Genomic DNA, 24045 nt, shown 5'->3' with positions numbered 1-24045 from the left:
TCAAGGGCCTGTTGGCCGCTGAGTGTGGGCGCCCCGCGACACAATGGGTGCCCAAAGTCAGTACGTGGGCGCGGCGGCGATCGTGAAGTACCGTTCGAGGGTGGACACGCCCCAAGCGTGAATCTGGCGCGCCGCGTCTGGGCCGATGTACCTCAAGTGCCATGGCTCATACGTATATCCCGTGACGTCCTGGTATCCGTCCGGATACCGGACAATGAAGCCGTAGCGCCACGCGTTGTTTGCCGCGAAGGCCCCGGCCGGCGTGGTCTGGAAGCAAGCTTGGAGGGCGCACGACCCGTCCGGGTTGCCGATGTCCATCGCGAGCCCGGACTGATGCTCGCTGTAGCCGGGCCGGGCGGAGATGATGTCGGCATAAGTCTGTCCGTATTGCGCAACGTACGAGTTGTAGACCGACGCCTGCTGGTCGTATGAGCGGTAGCCGCTTATCGTCGCTATGGTGACACCAGCCGCCGCGGCATCGTTGATCATCCGCTGCAACGCATTGGCCGCATCAGATCGCATCTGCTGGCTTCCGACACCTACCAGCGCGGACGGGACGGACGACGGCGGGCTGAGCGGCAGCCGCTTGTTGATCGCCGCGAGCGGATTCCAGTCCCAGAGCGTGTACGACATGGGAGCAGAGGGATTCCAGGTAATGCGTCCACCCCAGAAGTCCTGAGAGCAGCTGCCCGAACAGGCCTCCCCTGACGTCGGGTATCCGAACGGCCCGTTCTCCCACCCATAAGTCGCCCAGTAGGAGCCGATGCCGCCCCAGACGGGGTTTGTGCCGAACGCTGGCGACCAATAGATCTTCCCGGCTTGGAAATCCTGATAACAGCCACCGCCCCGCAGCCCACAGTGCTCCCCACCGACCGCATACCCGAGCGGCCCAGTCTCCCAGCCCAACGAGGCATACCGCTGAAGAATCGCCCCCCAGACCGGATTCGCACCCACCGCAGGCGACCAATAGATCTTCCCGGCTTGGAAATCCTGATAACAGCCACCGCCCCGCAGCCCACAGTGCTCCCCACCGACCGCATACCCGAGCGGCCCAGTCTCCCAGCCCAACGAGGCATACCGCTGAAGAATCGCCCCCCAGACCGGATTCGCACCCACCGCAGGCGACCAATAGATCTTCCCGCCTTGGAAATCCTGATAACAGCCGCCCCCCAGCCCACAGTGCTCCTCGTCGAGCGGGTACTCCAACTGACTCCCTTCCCACCCCAGCTGCGCCCAACGGTTCTCGATCCCGCCCCAGGTCGCGTGGGCGCCGGATGCCGACGACCAGTGGATGCTGCCTGCTTGGTAGTGCCGCACGCAGCCGTTGTCACGCGATCCACACCAGCCGACGTCAAGGGGTTGGCCGAGTCTCCCTGTGCTCCCGCCGAGCCGCTGGTAGGCAGCATCGATAGCTCCGCCGTCGTCGAGGGCCAGCGCGGCTGGTGCAATCGTCGCCAGACCCAGGAGAGCGGCGAAGACTCCGGCGATCCGTCGGACCAATGGCTTCATGCGTCCCCCTATGTGTTCCAGACCGGCCGCTCGGCCTTGTTTCGATTCGTCATGCTAGATCCGCGCACCCGCGGCTGACAAGGATCCGAGTTGCCTCATGGAAAACCTCCACATAGCGGCGTGTTTAGCGGGAGGGGGCGACTGGCGGCCATGCCCGTTTCCACGGAGCTGACAGTGAATGGGCTCTGCGGCCCGGTTTCGCCCTCGAGGGCTTCCGCCAGTACGGCGGGGATACGCGTTGTCATGGGCCAATCCTCACCCAGCGCAGGGACATTTCCCGACACACCGGGCATGTCGTTGGCGAAAAAATCAGCGAACCCACCTTTTCGGCCCAAACGGGCCGTGACCGTCCCGGTGAGGGATCCCTCTGCAAGCAGAAGCCTGGGTTACGAGTCCAACGGCGAGGGTCGTCTGGAGAACTCGCTGGGCGTCGTCGAGCGGGAGGTGCGGTTCCGGTTGACTGAGGACGGTTTCCATCGCCCGGAGTGGCAGCTCACGCTTGAAAGGCACGAAAGGAGTGGATTTTTCTGCTCGGCATCCTTGCGGGCGCGATTCCCTGGCTTGCGGACAAGGGCTACGCGGTCGCGAGTGCCCTTCTGAACCGGAGGCCTTACCAGGCTGGTCAAGGGACCAAGGCCTACGAGGAGATGGGACTCGCCACCCTCCAGTCCCCGCCGGCGGAAGGCAGCAAGGACACCAGGATCGGCACGATGCCCGCGAAATGGAGCCCCGTCGACGAGGCCGCCCGGCCGTCTCCGAGGGGACGCCGCCTTCCCTTTGCCATCGCCAGAAGACATCGACAAGGAACGGGAAAGCGGCTCCCCGCCTGGCGTGAACGCGACCGAGTGCGACGGCGACGTGCTCCATAGTTCGCTCAGGCAAGATTCCCCGACATCGCACAAGTCAGGCGGTTCGCCGCCGACTACCGGCGCGAGGTCGTCGGGCGGCAGCGGGCCCCGAGGATTGTCAAGCTCCAAGCCGTCGCAGCTGCGATGTCGGAGGCGTTCGGCATCTGCCTGACCAACTACGAGCACAACGGCACCCGGTATCGAGGGCGGGAAGGCGAGTTCAGGCAGCCCGCGAGCCTCGACCGGGCTGTCGAGGCAGCCGTCGGCCTCGACAGCGGGCCGAACGTGCGCCGTACCTCATGGCACCGGACGGACCTGCCTCGGGCGCGAACTCATGGGCAAGAAGCTCGTATACAGGGGAAACCGATTGACTTTGTGCTCGTCACCTCCAGCTTCGGCATGTTCTCCGGTGGGGGAGTCGGACAGCGGGGCGCATATTGTCGGTGCACGGTAACGGGGACAATTGGTCGTTGTTCTGCCAGCAATATCTGGACGCGTCCCGCTGGTGCTCCTATAATCCGATCAGCGGCTGGGGGAGGCGGCGAGGAGGGGCCATGCCCTCGGAATCGGAAATCCTCGAACTCCGCGTACACGGGGTCCTCAACAGCCCACCGTACGAGATGCTCTGTGTCGAGCCCGACGAAGTTGTTCCCGCCCGGAGCGGCGGCATCAAACTCGCTGACGACCGTGCCGGTTTCTACCGGGCCAAGACGCGTCCCCGGAATGCCCCGACGACCCTCGAAGCGTACAGCTGGGGCAAGCTGGACCGCTTCGGGCTACCCGGGTTCCTGGGGAAGGCCGGACGGACCTTTTACAACCTTGGCTGGTTCCTCATCGCCCCGTTTGGTTTCGCGAACGTCGCTTACTGGAGCCGGGTTGTCAAAGCCAACGACCGCCGTGAAGACGGGGTCGACCCCGGAACGGGTGCGTCCCTGGTGCGACTCTTCGGTCTGCTGCTGACTCTTCTCCTGGCCGCCGCTATCGCCACGGCCGTCATGGATCTGGTCGCAGTCCAGTGTTTCCGGATCCAAGACACGACGCAACAGATGTGTAACAACCTGCCGCACTGGTTCGACGGCCTCCGTGCACTTACCCGGGGGCAGCGGCTGGCCGCGGTATCTCCCTTCCCGATCCTCGCGGTAGTTTTGCTGGCGGTCGTCGGATGGCTGGGTGATGTCCGCTTCCGCACGCGGATCAACGGCGAGCGCCGGGTCTCCGTGCCGCCGGCCGGCGGAAGCCAGCTGGTGGATTCGGTCGTGCTTGCGGCACCGCACTTGTGGATCCGCAGGGCCAATTCTCCGACCGGTGTGTTGCATATCGCCGCGACCGTGCAGTTCACCGCATTCCTGCTCGCCGCGGATGCCTCCTCCCGATCGACCGGTGACAACGCGACCGCGGCTTCGACCGTGTTTGCCGTGTCCTGCGCTCTGCTGTCTGTCACGGCGGTGGCGGTCCTGATCTGGGCGAAGAGTATCCGGGCCCCGCGCCGGGACACGAGTCCGCGAATGAGGTTCGCCGTCGTCACGTTCCTTCTGAGCGCTTTTGTGTACGCGGGGGCCATCACAGTGGCAGTCAGGACTCCGGCCGCGAATGAGACGGCACCTTTCACGGCGGCACAGCTTGCACCGACCGTTCTGGTGGCCCTTTTGACGATCCTCGCTGTCTCGGGATGCTTCATGCGGCTCAACCAACGGTCCGCCGTGATTTGGGGTCTCGCGCTCCTGCTTGTCGGCGTAGCAGGGCTGATGGTTACCGCCACGATGTGGGACTCGGCTCCGGCACCCGTGCTCGCGGGGTTCGAGCTGTGCGACGCCGCCGTGGTGCTGGTCGCCGGAACCCTATTGGCCCAGGGCCGACGCGCCACTGAACGGCCGTTCGGAAGGAAAGCCGAAGCCTGGCACGGAATGACCCCGGCCGTAACCATGTTCGTCAGCATCCTGTTCCAGGCGTTCTACGCCAGCGCCATCGTTGTCGGCACCGGGAACTGGCTGCGCGGAGGCAGCCTCCTGTGGACGCAGGACACCGGCGAGCCGCTCTTCCGCGACGTGACCGCTCAGGGAACCGTGGACATCTCGGTGCCGTTCATCTACCGGGCGTTCGGGGGCGCAGTGTTGGCGGTGCTCGCGGCCGAGGCATTGCTGATTGTGGCATTGCTGCCCAAGCTCCGCGGAAGCGTCAATATCGGAAACCCGCCGGTTGACCAGGCCGAAGAACACTTTGTGGCCGACATCATGGCCGTCCGCCGCAGAAGCGCCCTGTTACAGCGCGGCGAGCCGCTCCTCGGGGTCGCCTCAGCTGCCACTGCGTTCGGTGTCGCAGCATCGCTGGCGTTGACGATCCTCCACGGGAACGGCGACGGCCATCAGTGGTTACAGAGCCGCTGGGGCTGGCATTTTGTCTCTGTTGCGGGCGCGTGGGTAACAACAAGCGCCTTGGCTGCCGGGGGACTCGTCATCGTCGGCATCGCCGTGTCGAGCGCAGCGCGCGGAACCAACAGACCGATCGGGCTGCTCTGGGACCTGGTGGCATGGTTGCCGAGGGCAGCCCACCCCTTCGGTCCGGCCTGCTACTTCGAACGCGCCGTACCCGAGCTGGCCGGCCGGATGATTCAATGGCTCACCGATGAGTCAGACAAAGATGACCCGGCAGAACCGAAGCCCGCGTTGCCCGACCGCCGCGTCCTCCTGGCAACGCACAGCCTCGGCGCAGTCCTGGGAATAGCAGCCCTCTACCACCTTGCAGCCATCGGTCGGAACGATCTGCTGCCCAACATCCGCCTGCTCACTTTCGGTGTGCAGTTGCGCCCCTACTTCGGGCGGTTCTTTCCCGAACTATGCGGACCAAACGTCCTCGGAACACACGGGCTAAGACACCCCAGAACTTTCGCGACCGACCCATGGTGGGACCGGGACCTTCCGCGGCCGCCGAGGCCCGGACAAGCCGCTCAACCGGCCGTCAGGCCGCGGGTACACCTCCGACTCGATGATCTCCTCGATAACCGCGGCGGGAATGCCACGGCGTGGCAGAATATCTGGCGACGCACGGACCCCCTTGGCTTCCCCGTCAGTTCCTACCCCGGGCAGAACGCGCTGGACCTGCCTGCTCTCGAGATCGAGCCGGACTCCTACCAAGCCGTGGTTGCCGAACACGGAAACTACTTCCGGACAACCATGTACACCCAGGCCAGGGAAAGGCTTCTCGAAAACTGGGAAAACGTCGTGGCAGCGGATCACGGCAGGCCCGCCGCCCGCATCATTACAGCTTTCCTGGCACTGCTGCCGCGCCAAGGTTCACTTCGAAAATTCCCGGCGGTTCGAAGCTGACGCCCGCTTCTCCGGGGATATCCTTCGGCAATTCGCAGGGCGCAGCCCTGCTGACATTCTCATACCAAGCCGGAGCTCCTCTTCGGATCCTGCCCGCGCCGGGCAGCCTGTACTGCGCCAGGATTACGGGAGAATACCTTCCTGGTCGGACGCTCCCGACTCGCCGGAATGCCATTCTTGGAATCCACGACGGTCGTCAAGCAAGGGGCCTGTGTTGAAACGTCCCTCAAGCGCGAAGGCGTGCTGCCCGGCGGGCTGAAGGTCCGCCGTCGGGCCCCGGACTGGCACGAGCGTCTCCTGAAGGAAACCAAAGACCAGGACCCTGACTACCGGGATCCGAAGTACTGGCAGGAATGGGTGAACCTGATCGCGCTGGCCGTGAACGAGGAAAACGCTTCGGGCGGGCGCGTGGTCACCGCGCCGACGAACGGTGCCGCCGGGATCATCCCCGCCGTGCTGTACTACGCCCTGCACTTCGCCCCCGGCATGGACAAGGCCACGCAACAGGACCGCGACGACGTCGTGGTGAAGTTCCTGCTCGCCGCGGGTGCCGTCGGGGTGCTCTACAAGGAGCAGGCCTCGATCTCCGGCGCCGAAGTGGGCTGCCAGGGCGAGGTCGGGTCAGCTTCCTCGATGGCCGCCGCCGGCCTGGCCGAAGTCATGGGCGGCTCGCCGGGACAGGTGGAGAACGCGGCGGAGATCGCGATGGAACACAACCTGGGCCTGACCTGCGATCCGATCGGCGGGCCCGCGCGCCCGGCAGCGGCAGGTCAGGCTCCGGCTGGAGACATGGGCAGTGTCGCTCACTGGTCTCGGGGTCCTCGCCGGCATTATCTACGCCACGGTGCGGTACGGGCATGGTAGCCGCCCTCCCGCAGCCTGGCGCCCGCGGCTTAACCCTGGGGCCGGCCGTGTCCGGACGCCGCAGGGGGTTGTGTCTGCATTGCTTCGTGGATCTGCAGGGCGAACCACAGCTGGGCCAGGGTGGACGTTTCGGTCATGTCCAGGCCGGTCAGTTCGCTGATCTTCCGCATACGGTAAATGATTGTCTGCCGGTGGGCGAACAGGGCGGCCGCGGTTTTCTGCCAGGACCGTTGTGTGTCCAGGAAGGTTTTCAGGGTGAGGATCAAGTCCCCGTGCTCTCCCTGCTCGTACTCGAAAATCGGGCCCAGGAACCTCTGCACGAGAGCGTTGCCTTCCTCGAAGCTGGTGAGCCCCATCCACGAGGGTCCGTCGGCGTAGCGGACCACACTCTCGCCAGCGCTGGCTGCCGTCCCGAGGGCCCACAGCGATTCCTGCAGGGCACGCTGGATTCCGGCGGCCGTTGACCTTGTGCTGATCCCGACTCTGACATCCGGCCCTGTGGAATGCATCAGCAGATCATCGGTCAGCTCGGAAGAGATAGCCAGATGAAGGGTGTTGAACCGGCGGAAGCAGGCGGTGGGATAGCCGTGACGCCACAGATCGACATGGATGGTTGCCAGCCTTTCCTCGTCGTCCGCGGACATCGAGACAATCAGGAATTCACCAGACGGAACATCAAAATCGGCGAGGCGACTTTCGATATCGGCGATCCCGAGGCGTCCGTCGATGGCCTGCAGCAGGAATTCCGCCCCCAGCCGGCGTTGGTTTTCCAACGACAAAACCGTGCGGGAGAGTTCCAGCCCCAGGACTGTGGCCGCGTGGAGCAGGACGACCGGATCGGGATGGGGTTCGGAGTTCGGCAGCGCCACCAGCAGGGCGTTGGGGTGTGTCGGGATGTCCATCATCAGGACGTGCCTGTCTCGGAGGTGATGCCATTGGAACTTCTTGTTCCCAATGGGAGTCTGGCCAGTCAGCTGTGTCAGGTCCTCGTCGAGCGACCCGGGCAGCACCTGGCCGCCCGGGTACCACGGATGGAGGCACCGCCGGTCCAGAACGAACAGGTTCGAGTTGAGCTCGCTTGCAAGTCCCTGAAGGAGGCTCTGCCAATGGTCCTCGGAGGTGCCGGCCGTGCGCAGCAGGTCGTAGATGCGGGCCGTCTGGCGCAGCCGACGGGATTCCTCGAGCAGCGATGCCTCAGCGACAGAGCGGGCAATCGCAATGAACGGCAGCGGATAGGGGACATTGATCACGGGCAGCGGCAGCTTGTCGCAGGCCTCAAGAAATGCCGGCAAAAGCTCGGGGGCGTGCATCTTCTCTCCGATGGCCAGCGCACTGGCACCCGCCTTGATGAGCGCCTCAGCGAGCTCCACCTGCCCCTTGGCGTCGGCCGGGATGGACAGACCGTTTGTCATCATGAGTTCGCCGCCGGTGACCCATTCCCACAGCCGCGGCAGGTCAGAGGTGTGGGCCCATGTGACGCGGTTGGCCACGCCGCCCGCACCCGCCAGAAGGGTCAACCCGAGCTGCGGTTCGGCCAGCAGTTCGGCCACGGTGATCGCCATTCGGGGATTGTCCTGTTCTTGAATCGGAATGGCTCCCCGCAGCCGCTTATACACATGTATAGGCCATCCTTCTATTTGTAGTCAATCCGAGCATGTACGCCGTGACGCCGATCACCAAGAATTAAGTCAATGAAACTTCCCCGCTCAAAGACGAGCATTCACGAGAGAGGGTTTGCAATGAGCGCAACAACCAGCAATCTCATTGATGACGCCCCGCTGACCAAATTCCATAAAAAGCTGACGTTCTTCGCTTCCGGCGGCCCGTTCATCGACGGCTACGCGCTGTCAATCATTGGGATCGCGCTGATCACGATGGCTCCAGGACTACACATGAACCCGGCCGAAATCGGCATGGTGGGTGCCGCCAGTCTGGTAGGCATCTTCTTCGGTGGCGCGATCTTCGGATGGCTCACCGACAAGATCGGCCGGCACAAGATGTACATTGCCGACCTCCTGGCCCTGGCGGTGTTCTCTGCCCTCAACGGTTTCGCCACCGAGATCTGGCAGGTCGTCCTCTGCCGGTTCTTCCTCGGCATGGCCATCGGCGCCGACTACCCCATCGCCACTTCGCTCCTGGCCGAGTTCCTGCCCAAGAAGCACCGCGGCCGTCTCCTCGGCGCCACCTTCGTGGTCTGGGCGATCGGAGCAGCCGTTGCGTACGCCGTCGGATTCCTGCTCCGCGACGCCGGACCCGATGCCTGGCGCATCATGGTTGCCAGCCCGGCCCTCTTCGCCATCATCACGCTCTTGTTTCGCCTCGGAACCCCGGAATCCCCGCGCTGGCTGCTCTCCCGCGGCCGCCGCGATGAGGCGGACGCGGTCATCAAGAAGGTTTACGGCCGCCAATACGGCCTTAAGGACATTGCCTCGGACAGCGAAGGCCCCGCCAAACAGGGCCGGTTCCTGGACATTTTCCGGAATGGCTTCTGGAAGCGCACCCTGTTCGTCTCCATCTTCTGGACCGCCCAGGTCATCCCGCTCTTCGCCGTTTACACCTTCGCCCCGGACCTCCTCGGATCGATGGGCATGACAGGCGATGCCAACCTCTACGGCGGCTCGTTCCTGATCTCCATGCTGTTCGTCGTCGGCGGTGTCCCGGGATTGTGGCTCGTCGAGAAGATCGGACGCCGCAAGCTGCTCCTGTGGAGCTTCGGCATCATCGTGGTGGCATTGGCCATCCCGGCCTTTATCCCGAACGTCCAGGCCGCACCCCTCTTCATCGCCCTGGCCATCTTCGCCCTCGCCTCGGGCGCTTCCAGCTTCCTCGAGGTGGTCTACCCAAACGAACTCTTCCCCACAGAGGTCCGCGCCACGGCAGTGGGCTTCGGCACCGCTATCAGCCGGGTCGGCTCCGCTGCCAGCACCTACCTAATGCCGGTAGCCATCCTCAGTTTCGGCGCCGCAGGCTCTCTGCTCATCGGCGCGGTCATCTCGCTGGTCGGCCTGGTGGCCACCTTCCTGCTCGCGCCGGAAACCGCCAACAGGTCCCTCTCTGAGCTCACCACAGAAAACAAGCCGGTTACCCCGGCGTACAGCAAAGCAACTGAAGGATCCCTCTCATGACCACGCACAAGCCCATTGGCCCCGTCGACGCAACGAAGGTCCCCCGTTACGCGGGTCTGGGCACCTTCGCCCGGCTTCCCCAAATCGACCGGGTCCCGGACTACGACATTGCCATCGTGGGTGTGCCATTCGACGGCGGTACCTCTTACCGCCCGGGGGCCCGTTTCGGTCCGGCCGCTGTCCGTGAGGCCTCCCGCCTCCTGCGCCCGGGCTACCACCCGGAACTCGACGTCGAACCCGTCTACGAAGTCCAGGTCGTGGACGCCGGCGACATCGCCTGCACGCCCTATGACATCACCCGCGCAGTTCGCGAAATCGAAGAACAGGCGCTCCCGCTCCTCGGCGACGCAGACTCCGGCAAGAAGCTCATCTCCATCGGCGGTGACCACACGATCGCGCTGCCGATGCTGCGGGCCTTGAACAAGGTCCACGGCCCGGTCGCGTTGCTGCACTTCGACGCACACCTGGACACTTGGGACACCTACTTCGATCAGCCCATCACTCACGGCACCATCTTCCGGCGAGCATTCGAAGAAGGCCTGCTCATCGAAGACAAGTCGATGCATGTCGGCATCCGCGGGCCGGTCTACGACCGTAACGATTTCCTCCGCGACCACGAGTTCGGATTCCAGATCATCCGCTGCTCCGACCTGGACGTCATCGGTGTCCCGGCCGCCATCCAGCAGGTCAAGGACCGACTCGGCGACACCCCTGTGTACGTCTCGATCGACATCGACGTCCTGGATCCCTCCTACGCGCCGGGCACGGGCACCCCGGAAATGGGCGGCCTGCACTCGCGCGAACTGCTGGCGCTGCTCCGCGGCCTGAACGGCATCAACATCGTGGGCGCCGACGTCGTCGAGGTAGCTCCGGCCTACGACCACGCCGACATCACCACCGTGGCCGCTGCAACCCTGGTCTTTGACCTCCTGGGCCTGATGGTCAACCACAGCAAGGGCGCCACCATCTCCGGTTCTGAAGATCTGGAGTCCGCGGCCGTCTGAGCGGTTCCGTCCCGCCGCTCGCTGGTTCGCGGCGGGACCCTGCACGCTAGCGAACCATTGCGGGCCCGGCGGACCATCGCCGGGCCCGCAGCCGTACCCGGAACCCGCTCAGGAGTCCGATCCTCGCACCGCGTCGGGGCGCTGCCGGTTGTTGTAACAGGGTCCCGGAACAGTGTGGCGGCCAGGGGGCCGTTTCAGTTTGTCCCAAGCCACGTGCCCGGCGAAGAACGCCGAGTTTCGGCGCCCGGCGTATTGCGCCACCCTGTCGCGACGATGGCGATGTGTATTTCCTCTGCCGAGCGTTGGTCATGAAGTCTAGTTTTGGGATGTTCTCGGGCTGCGAACGAGCCGCACGAGCTCCGCCTCCGGGCCTGATAGTTGACGGGGGCCGTTCCACACCGCACGCAGCGCCCGGTGGAGGACAAGATCTTGGACCGGGATGATCTTTAGTTCTCCGGTCTTTACTTGGTCTGCCACTGCGAGGGTGCTCATCACTGAAGGACCCATGCCGGCCAAAACGCTTGTACGGATTGCGGCCGCGCTGCCAAGTTCGAGCAAGGGGGCCGCACGCTGGTACTCGGCCAATGCAAGGTCAAGCGTGATCCGGGTGCCTGACCCCGGTTCGCGGACCAGCAATGATGTTGATGCTAGCTCGGCAATGGAGATGGGTTGCCGTCGCCGGGTCCAGGGGTGTTTAGGATGAACGACGACGACGAGTTCGTCGCGGGCCACGGTGAGGTTATGCAGGGTGCGGGGGATGGTTGGGGATTCCACGAAACCTATATCGCAGGCTCCGCTGGTCACATCCTCAAATACCTGCGCGGAATTATGGACAAGCAGGTGTATTCGCACTTCGGGGTGCAGCTTTCCGAAGGTGCCAAGCCAACTGGGTACCAGGTGCTCGGCGACAGTCATGCTTGCGGCTACCGTCAGTGCGGTCCGCCGCTCAGCGCGCAGGGAATCGGTGGCCTGCAACATCTGCCGTGTTTCTGCGAGGATTCTTCGCGCCCAGTGGGCCACGACTGTGCCTTGGGGGGTGAGCGTGGAGCCTGTTGGACTGCGCTGCAGTAGGGTCATGCCCAGCTGGCGCTCCAACACTCTGATCGATCGGCTCGCGTTGGGTTGAGCCAGGCCCGCCTGTCGGCTGGCGGCGCTGAGGCTTCCGTAATCGTCCACTCCGACCACTAGTTCCAGTACGGCCAGATCCGGCCACTTTGCCATGCGCCAAGCATATAGCAATGCGATAGGTGTTGCGATTTTGATATACCCCTATGTAAAGAAGGCGGCTATCTCGGGACCATGTCTCCACCGAGAATTGGGAGATGAGTAGCCAGAAGGTCCAGCCAGGGCCTGGCGCACGCCGGCTCCGGGAGGATCGCAGACAAGCATGAGACAAGACATAGCCGCACCCCTCAGGGATGGACAACAGGGTGCGCTGCTTCCGCGGAACTCGCGGACCAAGCGCTTGCCCGGACTAACGGTGGTAGCGGCCGCCGTCGCGATCGCCTGGCTGATCCATTCGCTCGCACCGGTGATGCCCTTCCTGACAGCGTCGGTCATGCTGGGAATTCTTTCTGCGAATCTCCCCGGGATAAGTACGGCCGTGGAAGGAGTCCTGAAGCCTGGGCTGGTGCTTTCCGCCAAGCGGTTCATGCGGCTGGGAATCGCATTGCTGGGTCTCAAGCTCAGCCTGATCGATGTGGCTGCGCTCGGCTGGAAGACGCTGGCGATCGTGGTTGGCATCGTGCTGCTGACCTTTGTGGGAACGCTGGTCTTGGGCAAGGCGCTGAAACTTCCGGGCGATCAGCCCCTGCTTCTTGCCACAGGATTTTCCATCTGCGGTGCTTCCGCCATCGGAGCCATGAGCGGGGTCACTAAAACGGATCACCGCGACACCGTCGTTCCAATCGCCCTTGTGACGCTGTGCGGGACGCTGGCGATTGCGGTCCTTCCCGCGCTCAAGGGTCCCCTTGGCCTGGATACTGTTCAGTTCGGATATTGGGTCGGAGCCAGCGTCCACGATGTGGGGCAGGTTGTGGCAACGGCGCAGACGGCGGGCGCGGCTTCCCTTGCCGTTGCGCTCGTCATCAAGCTCACCCGTGTGCTGATGCTTGCTCCGATGGTCACCGGAGCAGCACTGGTGGGACGCCTCCGCCGCCGTCGGACGACAAAGGGCACTGACGATGCCGGTATTAAGCTTCCTCCGCTGATCCCGCTCTTCGTGGCCGGGTTCATGGCGATGATCGTTCTGCGGACGCTGGGGATCCTGCCACCCGTTGTCCTCGACGTTGCCGGCACGGTCCAGGACCTGCTGCTCGCCGCAGCCCTGTACGGGCTTGGGGCATCAGTGCAGGTCCGGTCCCTGCTCCAGACCAGTGGCAGGGCCATCATCACAGCGATGCTCTCCTGGGGTCTGATCGCGGCGCTGGCATTTGTGGGCGTGCACTTCATCTAGTCCTGCACCACCAACTGCTCGGGCGAAGCCCCGGCATCTGAGCCGTCCCGCGTTGCTCAATGATGCCGCGGCGCCATCCGTCGACGAACCCCCGTTGCGGCCGGAACTCGGGGAAGCGGGTGCGGCGCTGCGCGGGTCGTGCCTGGCCATGCGCCCGGCGGACTGCCCGGCAGTGCCCTCCACGTTGGTGAAGGGACTGGCCCCGGCGGGTTCTCTCCGCTCCAGTAGCGTGTGGAAAACGCAGGCGGTCCCCCTCGACATGATGCAGAGGGGAACCGCCTGTGGTAGTGGTGTTCCGGCGCGAAAGTGCCGTATTTGGTGGGTCCTGCCTAGCGTGCGACTTCGAAGAGGCCCGCGGCCCCCATGCCACCGCCGACACACATTGAAACCACGACGAATTGTTGGTCGCGGCGTCGCGCCTCAAGCAGGGCGCTGCCCACAGCACGCGACCCCGTCATCCCGTACGGGTGGCCCAGGGCGATCGCGCCGCCGTTGACATTCAGCCTCTCCGGGTCGATCCCCAGGAAGTCCCGGCAGTAAACCGCCTGCGAAGCGAAGGCCTCGTTCAGCTCCCACAGCCCGATGTCCTCAACGCCCAGCCCGTGGAGCTTCAGGAGCTTCGGGATGGCGGTGACCGGCCCGATCCCCATCTCGTCTGGCTCGCACCCGCTGATGGCGATGCCGCAGTAGTAGCCCAGTGGCTCCATGCCCAATGACGCCGCATAGTTGCTGTTCATCAGGACGTTGGCGGAGGCTCCGTCGGACAGCTGCGAGGCATTGCCGGCGCTCACAGTCGGATGCTCGGTGAATTCCCCGGGCCGCAGGACCGTGCGAAGCCCTGCCAGGGTAACGGCGGTGGTGCCGGGGCGCACGCCCTCATCTCGGGAGACGAGTTGTTCGAATTCCGTGACTTCACCGCTTTCCTTGTCGGTCCGCAACGTGGTCACCCGGATCGGCGCGATTTCGTCGTCAAATAGCCCGTTCGCCTGGGCGCGCGCCGCCCGTTGCTGGGACAGCGCGCCCATGTGGTCCTGAGCCTCGCGGCTGATGCCGTAGCGCTCGGCCACGAGTTCAGCCGTCCGTAACATCGGCATGTAGGTGCCGGGGTGGTTTGCCTCAAGCCACGGATCTCTGGTGCGGTAGCTGTTGAGGTGTTCATTCTGCACGAGCGAAATGGACTCGACTCCGCCGCCCACGGTCACCGCCATGGAGTCGACGAGGATCTGCTTGGCCGCGGTCGCGATTGCCATCAGGCCGGAGGAACATTGCCTGTCGATGGTCTGCCCGGGAACCGTCACCGGCAGCCCTGCGCGCAGCGCGCCCTGGCGGGCGACGTTGAAGCTTTGCGTCCCCTGTTGCGCGGCGGCACCCATGACGACGTCCTCGACCAGTGTCGGGTCGAGTCCAGTCTTGGCCAGTGCCGCAGCAATCGCGTGCCCGGCCAGCTCGGGAGCCGAAGTATTGTTGAAGGCCCCGCGGTGCGCCTTGCCAATGGGGGTACGGGCGGTGGCAACGATGGCTGCTCTGGTCATGGGTGCTCCTTGATATAAGCGGGACTTTTGACGTATGGAGGGCAGCGGGAGTGGGCACCGTGCCCCGGATTCAGGCGGCCGGGGCCTCGTAGAGCCGGGAGACGACTTCGGCGACGCAGCCTGGCTTCTTCGGCTCTCCGTTGAGCTCCTGTTCGACGGTGACCTGGACAGTTGAATGTGCCCAGTTGTCCTCGCGGTCAAGCGCCATCAGTTTGATCCGGCCGCGCACGCGCGAGCCGACCAGGACTGGCGCCGGGTAACGGACCTTGTTCGATCCGTAATTCACGCCCATGGATAGCCTGTCGATGCGGTACGTTTCGAAAAGGAACCCGGAGACCAGCGAGAGGGTCAGGTAACCGTGCACCAGCGTGGTGCCAAACGGGCCCGATGCCGCACGCTCGGTGTCGACGTGGATCCACTGGTGGTCGTTGGTCACCTTGGCGAAGGCATTGATGTCTTCCTGGGTGATGGTGCGCCATTCCGTGACGCCGATTTCCTCACCCACATGCTGCGCGAAGTCGTCGATGCCGTTGAAGATCCTCATGCCTTCGGGCCACCTGCCACGTACAGCACTTGGCCGGAAACGAACCCGGCATTCTCTGAGGCGAAGAAGGACACGGCGTTGGCGATGTCCGCGGGCTTTCCGGTACGGCGCACCGGAATCGCCGCGGCTGCCTTGGCAGTGAAGTCCTCGAAGGTGATGCCCATCCGCTCGGCGGTGGAGGCGGTCATCTCGGTTTCGATGAAGCCGGGGGCGATCGCATTGGCGGTCACGCCGAAGGGGCCCAGTTCCAGGGCAAGGGTTTTGGTGAAGCCCTGCAGCCCGGCCTTGGCCGCCGAGTAGTTGGCCTGGCCGCGGTTGCCCAGGGCCGAGGTGCTGGAGAGGTTGACGATGCGGCCCCACTTGGCTTCGACCATGTGCTTCTGGGCGGCGCGGGCGACGAGGAAGGATCCGCGCAGGTGCACGTCCATGACCAGGTCCCAGTCGGAGACTGTCATCTTGAAGAGCAGGTTGTCTCGGATGATGCCGGCGTTATTGACCACCACGACCGGAGGGCCCAACTCGTCTGCTGTGCGCGCGACGGCGGCCTCGACGGCGGTCTCGTCCGAGATGTCCGCGACGATGCCGATGGCTTTGTGGCCGTCTGCGGTCAGCTCGGCGGTGAGGGCCTCAAGCCCGGCCTTGTCGACGTCGATCGCTGCAATGTTGAATCCGTCGGACGCCAGGCGCCGGGCAATTTCGGCGCCGATGCCGCGTCCTGCTCCGGTGACCAGCACCGTGCGTTGTTGTTCAGTCATGATGAAACCTGTTTCCTTACTCTTGGGTGAAGTCGATGCCTGTCCCTGGCCGCCTAGCGGTACGTGACCCAGGCGCGCGGAAGATGGCCATGGTCGTTGAATGTCACCATCGTTTTCCCGGATGAACCGGTGACGATTTTTGTGACACCGGAATTTACGGTGACCCGGTTGAGTGCGAGCCATTGTGGAAAGCCGCCGTTGACAAGCCGGGCCGCTGCCCAGGCAATTGCGCCTGAGCTCGAGACGACCACTGCGTCCCGACCCGGCCCGAGCCCTTCGACCGCGTCGTCGAGGGCGGTATCAATCCGCTGTGTGAACGCGGAGAACGACTCCAGATAGTCGGCGTCGTGGTTGTTGGAGGCCCAGCGGGCAGAGGCTTTCTCGAGCAGCCGCTGGAAGGCTCGCGAGTCGGTTTTGGCGCTGGGGTCCTCTTCCGGATAGGCGTTCAGCAGGTCAGTCGCGTCGAATTCGTCCCAGCCTGGATCGACGACGGCGGTCGTGTCCCAGCCGGCAGCCTCGATGAGTCGCTGTGCCGTCTGGCGCTGGCGTTTCATGTTGCCGCTGACGACGCGGGTCGGAGTTGTGCCAGCCGCCAGCAAGTGTGCGCCGAGGGCTTGACTCTGGTCTTTGCCGCGTGTTGACAGCCGGTCGTAGTCCACGGTGCCGAAGGATGCTTGTCCATGCCGGACCAAATAGAGAACACTCACAGTCCCGACCGTAGCCAACGTGGCGGTTGGGAACCATCCCTCGTTGGCTATCGGGGTGCCAGCAGGATGCTTGCCCTACTCGTTGAGCGCGCCGGGATCCGCGTTGTGTTGAGGCCCATCGGTTCAGCTAGAACAGTCCGGATGGCCGGAGCGTCGTCGCAGGTCAACATCCTGCGAGGACTCGGTGAGCCGCGCGAACGTCACCTGGCGGTCTGCCCGCCCACGTGTACTTCTTCTCTGGATTGATCGGGAACAGCTAGCCTGCGCAGGCCAAGCGGTGCCAGGATCATCATCACGCTTACGGCCAGCAGGCTTACCCAACTGGCGGAATACCCCGTGTGGTCGGCCAGAATTCCGAAAAGCACCGGACCTGCGGCGAAGCCGGCGAACAACCCCATGGAGATCCGTCCCGTCGCTGCGCCGGCCCGGGAACCGGGGACCAGGCGCATGACAACAGTGAGCAGGATGACCATGGCGGCGGTTCCGGACAAACCATAGAGCGCGGTCCCGGTCCACATGAGGACTTGTGCTCCCCATAGCGACGAACCGGCTACCAGGCCTACGGCCACGGCGCTGAAGACGGCAATCAAGGCCAGCGGCACCCCGGGGGCCTTGAACCGCTCCGTCAGCCGGCCCCAGACCAACCGTGACACCAGGCCGCTCACCCCCAACACCACGCCGCACAGGGCGGCGATTTCGGCCCGCAGGTGTAGACCCTCGAAGGCGAAGAGGGGCAGGTAAGTGGCCAAGGTCTGGTACTGGACGCCGGAGAGGAATGCGTAGGCCACGAGCCACGCGAGTCCTACCGCCTTGACGCGGCGCGGTCGGTTCCGGAATGCACGTGTTGGAGCGGCGCATTGGGGACGGCCGTGGAGGTAGTGCAGGGCCACCCAGAGCGATATAGGCCAGGCTCGTGAACACCTGGATGAGCTGGACACCCGTTTGTTTCACGCCCACCAACATGCCGCGGCGGCCCGGCTCCACCCACAACGCCACCATGCCGTTGGTCAGCGGGTTGGCCAGGCCAAGGGCTTGCCCCGCCGAAGACAGCACTGACCCACAAACCGGCCATGGACTGGGACAAGGCTGCCGCGGCCATGGCGCACAGCCCGAAGCCATGGAGCATCAGGATGCCGGTGCGTTGTGACAACCGGTCGGCAGCCCAGCCGAGCGGCGTGGACAGGAGCGCCGCAGAAAGGCAGGCTACAACGGCGAAGGAGCCGAACTCAACGCGCGTCAGGTTCAAGTCCCGGGACAGCAAAGGGCCCAGGGCACTCACACCCGTAGTGAGCAGCGGACCGATCCCCGTGGCCAGGTCAGCACCGCGCCGAGGCTCATCAGGCCCGGGGTGGCCGATCTTGCGGGAACGGTGGTCACGGTCGGGTTCTCCTCAGTATGTGGCAGGACAGGTAGGCCGGTTTTGCCTTAGCAGGGGGTCCAGCGCCGAGCCACGGTGACTTGGCCTGATCAGGCAGTCGTAAGCTGTGCCATCACTCGCGCCGAGTCACGGTCGGGATTCACCAGGATCATGGCCAAAATGGCGCCGACGATCGCAGCAATGCCGAATATCTGGAAGGATTGTGCGTATCCGACAGCGGGTGAAACTGCCCGATCCACGATCATTCCAGTCAATGGCGGAGCAATAATGCCACCAATGGCCATCATGGCAAGGAACATGCCCAGCGAACCAGCTACTTGATTTCTGGGAGAGATCTGTGAAATGGCTGCGTTCATGATCGGAGCGAGGATGCAGCCGATTCCGTAGCCGATTGAGACGACTGCTACGACCACGATCGGCGTGCCGATATACGGCAGCACTGCCATCGAAACGCCGCACACAAGGAGTCCCGTTGCGGGGACAATTCCCCTCATGATCCTCGAGCTCACGCCACGGCTCATGAACTTGTCACTGAGGTACGTGCTTGAGAACATTGCAAGTATGGCCGCGATGCTGGGGAATCCGAACATGGCGCCGGCCTGGAACCGGGTGAAACCCAGTCCGACTTCGAAGTACGACGGCAACCACGTGAGGACAACGGTCAGCAGCGCGTACATGGGGATAACGGCTGCAAGTGCGCCCAGGAAGGTCCGCGTGCGGAAGATCGACATCCACGGAACAGCGGGAGCTGGAGTAGTGGCCGAACCCTTGACGCCCGGAATCCGGACTTCGCCGTAGGGTCCCGGCCGCCAGGTGAAGTACCACAGCACGCACCAGCCCAGGCCGACGAGCAGCATGGCAACGAAGGCCGAATGCCAGCCGAATTGAACGATGAGGAAGGCCAACGCCGGTGCAGCGGCGATCTTTGCCAACGAACTTGAGGACGCGATGAACGCTCCGGGCATGGACCGCTTTTCCATGGGGTGCCATGAATACACAGCCGTATGGATGAGCGCACCCGATGGGCCTTCTGTCAGGCCGAGCAGGAATCGGCTGGCCAGGAGAACCGCGAAACTGCCTGCGACGATTATGGGGACCATGCAGGCCGCCCAAATGACGGCCAATGCCATCAGGGACCATTTAAGAGTGGCCCACCTGTTGATGAGTCCGGCAAAGAACCCCCCGGCGGAGAACGCGAAGAAGAACGCGCTCGCGGTCAATCCGATTTGAGCTGATGTGAGCCCGAATTCGTCTTTGAGGGGCTGGGCGACAAGTCCAAGCAGGATCTTGTCGCTGTAGTTGATGGTGTAGAGCAAAACCAATACGGACGTCAGGCCCCACGCCTTTGCGCGTGACTCTTGACCCGATGGCGTCATTATTCCCGGCACTGCCTGCCGTGTGGTGACTTTGGACATGTCATGACCCTTCTAGTGTTGCGCACCTTCGCCCAACAACACGGACCGCTGATGCCTCGTGCTTGGCTGGCCGTGTTCGGACTAGCAATATGCGGGTATCCACTCGCCAGACGTCGAGTCCGTCGTTGACGTGAATCATGATGCGGCCTCTTCCTGTTGTCAGGTGAATCCACATGACGGTGCCATCAGGGCTGACATCATCGACCCAGCCAGAGTCTATTTCCCGCCCCTCCCGGCGCAGCTCGACGAACTCCCCACACCACAGGTACTTCCACCGCGTCATCAGGTAGGGTTCATTCCGCCTCAACGTTTGCATGAATCGAGTTCCTTCGCGTGCGGTCCCGGTAACTTCACTGTTTCTCAAGGGACCTTATTGTTGGATCGAGGGCTGCCGTTCCCGGCTTAGCGGAAGGCGGAGACGCCGGTGAGGCGCTGGCCCAAGATGAGGGTGTGGATTTCGTCGGTACCCTCGTAGGTCCGGACGGATTCGAGGTTGTTGGCGTGGCGCAGTGGTGAGTAGTCCAGGGTGATGCCGTTGCCGCCGAGGATGGTACGGGCCTCACGTGCGATCTTGATGGCTTCGCGGCAGTTGTTGAGTTTGCCCGCAGAGATCTGGTCCGGCTGCAGGCGGCCGGCATCCTTGAGTCGGCCCAGGTGCAGGGCGAGGAGGAACCCCTTATTGATTTCGAGGGCCATGTCCACCAGCTTCTGCTGCGTCAGCTGGTAGCCGGCCAACGGTTTGTCGAATTGCATACGCCCCTTGGAGTAGTCCAGGGCGACCTCAAACGAGTCGCGGGCCGCGCCCATTGCACCCCAGATAATCCCGTAGCGAGCCTCGTTCAGGCAGGAGAACGGGCCCTTGAGCCCGACGACGTTCGGCAGCACCGCGGATTCGGGCAGCCGCACGTCGGTGAGTTCGATGTCGCACTGGATGGAGGAGCGCATGGACAGTTTCGGTCCGATCGGGGTGGCAGTGAATCCCGGGGTTGATGTGGGCGCCAGGAAGCCCCGCACGCCGTCTTCGGTCTGGGCCCAGATGATGGCGACCTGGGCCACGGACGCCAGCCCAATCCAGCGTTTGGTGCCGGTGAGAACCCAGTCACTGCCGTCGCGGCGGGCGAAGGTGGTCATGCTGCCAGGATCGGACCCTGCGGTGGGTTCGGTAAGGCCAAAGCAGCCGATCGCCTCGCCTTTGGCCATCGCCGGCAGCCACTCCTGTTTTTGTTCCTCGGAGCCGTGCTTGTAGATGGCGCTCATGGCCAGGGAGCCCTGCACGGAAACAAGGGTCCGCGTCCCGGAGTCGCCGGCTTCCAGCTCCGCACCTGCCAGGCCGTACTCAACGGCGGAGCGTCCGGCGCAGCCGTAGCCTTTCAGGTGCATGCCCAGCAGTCCGAGCTTGGCCAGTTCCGGGACGATCTCCACCGGGAAGTGGCCCTTTTCATACCAGCCTGAAATGTTCGGCTTGATCTCGCTGTCCACAAAGGACCGGACCAAATCGCGCAGCGCAAGCTCTTCCGGGGTGAGCAAGGAGTCAAAGTCAATCAGGTCACTGATGTCAGACATGGGGGGCCTTTCGCCGTGGTCGAGTGGTAGGGGAGCGAAGGGGCGCCGAGGCCCCGCCGCGGCATCAGCTCCAGTTGTAGAAGCCCTTGCCGGTCTTGCGTCCGAGGTGCCCGGCAGCAACCAGGTCGCGCAGGATTTGCGGCGGTGAGAAGCGGTCACCCAAGGTTGAGTGAAGGTACTCGGCGATGCGGAGGCGCACATCAAGCCCCACAATGTCCGTTGTCTTCAGGGGGCCGGTGGGGTGTTTGTAGCCCAAAACCATGGCGTTGTCGATGTCCTCGGCAGATGCGACGCCTTCCTCGAGCATGCGCATCGCCTCCAGTGCGATGACGACGCCCAGGCGGGAGGAGGCGAAGCCGGGTGCGTCCTTGACCACGACGGCGGTCTTGCCGAGTCCGGACACCCAGCGCCTCGCGGCAGCGACCGTCTCTTCGGTGGTCTTTTCACCAACGACCACCTCGATGAGCGTCGAGGCGGGGACGGGGTTGAAGAAGTGCAGGCCCAGGAACGACTCAGGCCTGGGCAGCGCCTCGGCGAGCCTGCTGACCGACAGGGACGACGTATTGGTTGCCAGATAGGCGTGCGGGGAAACGTGTTCCGCTACGGCGCTGAGTGCGGTCGCTTTCAGCTTTGCGTCCTCGGGAACTGCCTCGACGACGAGGTCGCAGGAGGCGAAGGCGGCGTAGTCGGTACTCGTTTCGAACCTCTTCAGGACCTCATTGCGGTCCCCTGATGCGACGCCGCGGTCAAACGACGCGGCGACCGAAGCGGCGACGCGCTTCTGGGCGCCGCGGGCGGAGTCGTCGTCGCGCTCGACGACGGTCACTTTCGAACCGTTGAGAAGGAAGGCATGGGCGATGCCGGCACCCATGCGGCCTCCGCCCAGTACCCCGACTGTGGCGGGCAGGAGCCCGGAAGGCGTGTCGAAGGGCGCTTCGATGGTGTTGGTCATGACTGCTTCTTCCTGTCCAAGAACTGCTGCATGCGGTCGAATTTGGCCGCGGATTCGAAGAGGATCCCTTGTGCCAGGTTGTCGATGAGTGGATGGACCTCCCGCGGCGAGTGAAAGACGGTTTTTGTCAGGCGCACGGCGAGGGTGTCCTGCCGAGCAACGCGGTCGGCCAGGGCGTGGGCGGCATCCAGAAGGTGCCCGGGTTCAACGAGTTCCGTGATCAGACCGGCGCTGAGGCATTCCTGGCCCGTCAGGGTGCGCCCCCCGAGGAGGATTTCCTTGGCCAAGGGTTCCCCGACGAGCTCACGCAGTCGCCATGTTGCCCCGGCGGCGGCCATGATGCCCAGTCCGGTTTCCGGGTTGCCCATCCGCAGGCCCGGCGTGCCGATGCGGAAATCGGCCGCGTAGGCCAGTTCCGCTCCGCCACCGAGCGCGAAGCCGTCCAGTGCCGCGATAACGGGCATGGGAAGCTTCGCGATCCGGTCAAAGACGCCGGAGTTGATCCCGGCCAAGGCGTCATCCTGACGACGTCCGCGCAACTGGGCGATGTCCGCACCGGAGGCAAAAATGGCCTTTGTTCCCGAGGCTGGCTCACCGGGAGTGCCGGAGAGAATCAAGACTTTGGGTGTCCGTTCAAGGTGCGCACAGACTGCATGCAGCTCGTCGACAATGGCTTGATCAATTGCATTACGCACCTCCGGCCTGTGCAGCCGGACCGCCAAACGGTCCCCGCGTTCCTCAATCAGCAGCGCCGTGAAGGACGATGCGTCCAGCGACGTCCCGGCGTCGTTCACCACCGCCGTCATCAGACACCCTCGATGAGCAGGGCTGTTCCCTGGCCGACGCCGACGCACATGGTCGCGAGGCCGAGCTTGCGGGCGTTGCGCGTGAGTTCGCGTTCCATGCGCCCGAGCAGGGTGACGACGAGCCGGGACCCGGAAGACCCGAGCGGATGGCCGAGGGCGATAGCGCCGCCGTCGGAATTCACGATGTCCTCTTCCAGCTTGAGTTCGCGCATGACGGCGAGCGATTGGGAAGCGAAGGCCTCGTTGAGTTCGACGGCGCCCAGGTCACTGACCGAGAGCCCGGCGCGATCCAGCACCTTGCGGGTAGCGGGGACGGGACCTATGCCCATCACTTCAGGCGCCACTCCCGCGGAGCTGCCCTCGAGGATCCTCGCCCGCGGCGTCAACCCGTATTTCCGCACAGCGGCCTCGGAGGCGACGATGATGGCGGACGATCCGTCGTTGAGGGTTGAGGCATTGCCGGCAGTGACCACGGAGCCGCCTCTGACCACGGGCCTGAGTCCGGCGAGGACGTCCATTGTGGTTTCGGGGCGGGGTCCCTCGTCGGTGTCCACGAGAGTGATGGCGCCCATGCGTCCGGTGATGCTCACGGGCACGATCTCGTCGGCGAACCGGCCGGCGGTGATGGCCGCCAGCGCCCGTTCATGGGAACGGACGGCAAAGGCGTCACAGTCGTCACGCGACGTGCCGTAAACCCGCGCCACTTCTTCTGCGGTCTCCGGCATGGAGAACGCGGCCTTGCCGTCGCGGGAGTGCTGCCCGGAGAGGAACGCCGGGTTGGTGAAGCGCCAGCCGATGGACGTGTCGAAGACGGCTCCGGGCTTGGCAAAGGCCTTGTCAGGTTTTTCCATGACCCAGGGGGCGCGGCTCATCGACTCCACACCGCCCGCCACCACGATGTCCGCGGCGCCGGCCTTGACCATGTGGGAGGCCATGATGATGGCGGACAGACCGGAGGCGCAGAGGCGGTTGACGGTGATGCCCGGGACGCTGTCCGGGTAGCCGTTCAGGAGCCAGGCCATGCGGGCCACGTTGCGGTTCTCCTCACCGGCGCCGTTGGCGTTGCCGAGGATCACCTCATCCACAACGGCCGGGTCAATACCGGCGCGTTCGACGGCGGCGCGCACGGTGAGTGCCGCAAGGTCGTCAGGGCGCATCGACGAGAGGGAGCCGCCGTAGCGGCCCACGGGCGTGCGGGCGCCACCAATCAGGAAGGCCTCAGCCATATCTTTTTCATTCCTTAAGTTCGTGTCCGTGTAGGTCTG

17 protein-coding genes and 1 pseudogene are annotated in these 24045 nt (G+C 64.3%); 5 read left to right on the top strand and 13 right to left on the bottom strand.

Features of this window, described 5'->3' with window-relative positions:
- Window positions 1–57 precede the first annotated feature (57 nt).
- Window positions 58–1509 carry a D-alanyl-D-alanine carboxypeptidase family protein gene (locus tag ABEA18_RS10995; RefSeq protein ID WP_345449423.1) on the bottom strand — a complete coding sequence of 484 codons (1452 nt, stop codon included), beginning with the start codon at window positions 1507–1509 and terminating at the stop codon, window positions 58–60.
- 1402 nt (window positions 1510–2911) lie between these two features.
- Here ABEA18_RS10995 and ABEA18_RS10990 point away from each other — a divergent pair.
- Both ABEA18_RS10990 and ABEA18_RS10985 read left to right on the top strand, forming a co-directional pair.
- Window positions 2912–5680 carry a hypothetical protein gene (locus ABEA18_RS10990; RefSeq protein ID WP_345449421.1) on the top strand — a complete coding sequence of 923 codons (2769 nt, stop codon included), beginning with the start codon at window positions 2912–2914 and terminating at the stop codon, window positions 5678–5680.
- 225 nt (window positions 5681–5905) lie between these two features.
- Window positions 5906–6427 (top strand): annotated as a pseudogene (locus tag ABEA18_RS10985) (L-serine ammonia-lyase, iron-sulfur-dependent, subunit alpha); the annotation flags it as partial.
- A 146-nt stretch (window positions 6428–6573) separates the two neighbouring features.
- On the opposite strand, the gene ABEA18_RS10980 reads toward ABEA18_RS10985, so the two are convergent.
- The gene (locus ABEA18_RS10980) at window positions 6574–8106 is read right to left on the bottom strand and encodes a PucR family transcriptional regulator (protein ID WP_345449420.1); all 1533 of its coding nucleotides are present in this window, start codon (window positions 8104–8106) and stop codon (window positions 6574–6576) included.
- Window positions 8107–8283: 177 nt separating this feature from the next.
- Here ABEA18_RS10980 and ABEA18_RS10975 point away from each other — a divergent pair, with 177 nt between their 5' ends.
- Window positions 8284–9669, top strand: a complete 1386-nt coding sequence (locus ABEA18_RS10975; protein ID WP_345449418.1) for an MFS transporter — start codon at window positions 8284–8286, stop codon at window positions 9667–9669.
- Window positions 9666–10673, top strand: a complete 1008-nt coding sequence (speB, locus tag ABEA18_RS10970; RefSeq protein WP_345449417.1) for an agmatinase — start codon at window positions 9666–9668, stop codon at window positions 10671–10673. Before ABEA18_RS10975 ends, speB begins: the two co-directional genes overlap by 4 nt.
- Window positions 10674–10988: 315 nt before the next feature.
- Here speB and ABEA18_RS10965 read toward each other — a convergent pair whose 3' ends face one another.
- On the bottom strand, window positions 10989–11894 hold the full coding sequence (locus tag ABEA18_RS10965) for a LysR family transcriptional regulator (protein WP_345449415.1): 906 nt from the start codon (window positions 11892–11894) through the stop codon (window positions 10989–10991).
- A 166-nt stretch (window positions 11895–12060) separates the two neighbouring features.
- Here ABEA18_RS10965 and ABEA18_RS10960 point away from each other — a divergent pair, with 166 nt between their 5' ends.
- Window positions 12061–13128, top strand: coding sequence for a YeiH family protein (locus tag ABEA18_RS10960; RefSeq protein WP_345449414.1), 1068 nt, complete (start codon window positions 12061–12063; stop codon window positions 13126–13128).
- A gap of 329 nt (window positions 13129–13457) precedes the next feature.
- On the opposite strand, the gene ABEA18_RS10955 is transcribed toward ABEA18_RS10960, so the two are convergent.
- From ABEA18_RS10955 to ABEA18_RS10910, 10 genes are all read right to left on the bottom strand, one after another.
- Window positions 13458–14660, bottom strand: coding sequence for an acetyl-CoA C-acyltransferase (locus tag ABEA18_RS10955; RefSeq protein ID WP_345449413.1), 1203 nt, complete (start codon window positions 14658–14660; stop codon window positions 13458–13460).
- A gap of 70 nt (window positions 14661–14730) precedes the next feature.
- Window positions 14731–15204 (bottom strand): MaoC family dehydratase, encoded by a 474-nt coding sequence (locus tag ABEA18_RS10950; protein ID WP_345449412.1) that lies wholly within the window; start codon window positions 15202–15204, stop codon window positions 14731–14733.
- A complete protein-coding gene (locus ABEA18_RS10945) occupies window positions 15201–15959 on the bottom strand; it encodes an SDR family oxidoreductase (RefSeq protein WP_345449411.1) in 759 nt (252 codons plus the stop codon). The genes ABEA18_RS10950 and ABEA18_RS10945 overlap by 4 nt, the downstream gene beginning before the upstream one ends.
- A gap of 53 nt (window positions 15960–16012) precedes the next feature.
- Entirely contained in the window at window positions 16013–16666 is a 654-nt protein-coding gene (locus ABEA18_RS10940) for a histidine phosphatase family protein (protein WP_345449410.1), read from the bottom strand.
- Between the two features lie 200 nt (window positions 16667–16866).
- Complete coding sequence (locus tag ABEA18_RS10935; protein WP_345449409.1) at window positions 16867–17556, bottom strand: MFS transporter; 690 nt, start codon at window positions 17554–17556, stop codon at window positions 16867–16869.
- Between the two features lie 577 nt (window positions 17557–18133).
- Window positions 18134–19459 (bottom strand): MFS transporter, encoded by a 1326-nt coding sequence (locus tag ABEA18_RS10930; protein WP_345449408.1) that lies wholly within the window; start codon window positions 19457–19459, stop codon window positions 18134–18136.
- 402 nt (window positions 19460–19861) lie between these two features.
- Window positions 19862–21022, bottom strand: a complete 1161-nt coding sequence (locus ABEA18_RS10925) for an acyl-CoA dehydrogenase family protein (protein ID WP_345449407.1) — start codon at window positions 21020–21022, stop codon at window positions 19862–19864.
- 64 nt (window positions 21023–21086) lie between these two features.
- Window positions 21087–21974, bottom strand: a complete 888-nt coding sequence (locus ABEA18_RS10920) for a 3-hydroxyacyl-CoA dehydrogenase family protein (protein ID WP_345449406.1) — start codon at window positions 21972–21974, stop codon at window positions 21087–21089.
- Entirely contained in the window at window positions 21971–22780 is an 810-nt protein-coding gene (locus tag ABEA18_RS10915; RefSeq protein WP_345449405.1) for an enoyl-CoA hydratase/isomerase family protein, read from the bottom strand. Before ABEA18_RS10915 ends, ABEA18_RS10920 begins: the two co-directional genes overlap by 4 nt.
- Window positions 22780–24006, bottom strand: coding sequence for an acetyl-CoA C-acyltransferase (locus tag ABEA18_RS10910; RefSeq protein ID WP_345449404.1), 1227 nt, complete (start codon window positions 24004–24006; stop codon window positions 22780–22782). Before ABEA18_RS10910 ends, ABEA18_RS10915 begins: the two co-directional genes overlap by 1 nt.
- Between the last annotated feature and the right edge of the window lie 39 nt (window positions 24007–24045).

Origin of the sequence: Arthrobacter gyeryongensis, assembly GCF_039543785.1 — a bacterium.
GTDB classification, from domain to species: domain Bacteria; phylum Actinomycetota; class Actinomycetes; order Actinomycetales; family Micrococcaceae; genus Arthrobacter; species Arthrobacter gyeryongensis.
Note: the sequence above shows the minus strand (reverse complement) of the source record. Positions and strands in the feature narration are given on the sequence as shown.

What these genes read in the sequence shown, in the direction of transcription:
- ABEA18_RS10995 (WP_345449423.1), bottom strand. Translation starts at nt 1,509, where the DNA reads ATGAAGCCATTGGTCCGACGGATCGCCGGAGTCTTCGCCGCTCTCCTG.
- ABEA18_RS10990 (WP_345449421.1), top strand. Translation starts at nt 2,912, where the DNA reads ATGCCCTCGGAATCGGAAATCCTCGAACTCCGCGTACACGGGGTCCTC.
- ABEA18_RS10980 (WP_345449420.1), bottom strand. Translation starts at nt 8,106, where the DNA reads ATGGCGATCACCGTGGCCGAACTGCTGGCCGAACCGCAGCTCGGGTTG.
- ABEA18_RS10975 (WP_345449418.1), top strand. Translation starts at nt 8,284, where the DNA reads ATGAGCGCAACAACCAGCAATCTCATTGATGACGCCCCGCTGACCAAA.
- speB (WP_345449417.1), top strand. Translation starts at nt 9,666, where the DNA reads ATGACCACGCACAAGCCCATTGGCCCCGTCGACGCAACGAAGGTCCCC.
- ABEA18_RS10965 (WP_345449415.1), bottom strand. Translation starts at nt 11,894, where the DNA reads ATGGCAAAGTGGCCGGATCTGGCCGTACTGGAACTAGTGGTCGGAGTG.
- ABEA18_RS10960 (WP_345449414.1), top strand. Translation starts at nt 12,061, where the DNA reads ATGAGACAAGACATAGCCGCACCCCTCAGGGATGGACAACAGGGTGCG.
- ABEA18_RS10955 (WP_345449413.1), bottom strand. Translation starts at nt 14,660, where the DNA reads ATGACCAGAGCAGCCATCGTTGCCACCGCCCGTACCCCCATTGGCAAG.
- ABEA18_RS10950 (WP_345449412.1), bottom strand. Translation starts at nt 15,204, where the DNA reads ATGAGGATCTTCAACGGCATCGACGACTTCGCGCAGCATGTGGGTGAG.
- ABEA18_RS10945 (WP_345449411.1), bottom strand. Translation starts at nt 15,959, where the DNA reads ATGACTGAACAACAACGCACGGTGCTGGTCACCGGAGCAGGACGCGGC.
- ABEA18_RS10930 (WP_345449408.1), bottom strand. Translation starts at nt 19,459, where the DNA reads ATGTCCAAAGTCACCACACGGCAGGCAGTGCCGGGAATAATGACGCCA.
- ABEA18_RS10925 (WP_345449407.1), bottom strand. Translation starts at nt 21,022, where the DNA reads ATGTCTGACATCAGTGACCTGATTGACTTTGACTCCTTGCTCACCCCG.
- ABEA18_RS10920 (WP_345449406.1), bottom strand. Translation starts at nt 21,974, where the DNA reads ATGACCAACACCATCGAAGCGCCCTTCGACACGCCTTCCGGGCTCCTG.
- ABEA18_RS10915 (WP_345449405.1), bottom strand. Translation starts at nt 22,780, where the DNA reads ATGACGGCGGTGGTGAACGACGCCGGGACGTCGCTGGACGCATCGTCC.
- ABEA18_RS10910 (WP_345449404.1), bottom strand. Translation starts at nt 24,006, where the DNA reads ATGGCTGAGGCCTTCCTGATTGGTGGCGCCCGCACGCCCGTGGGCCGC.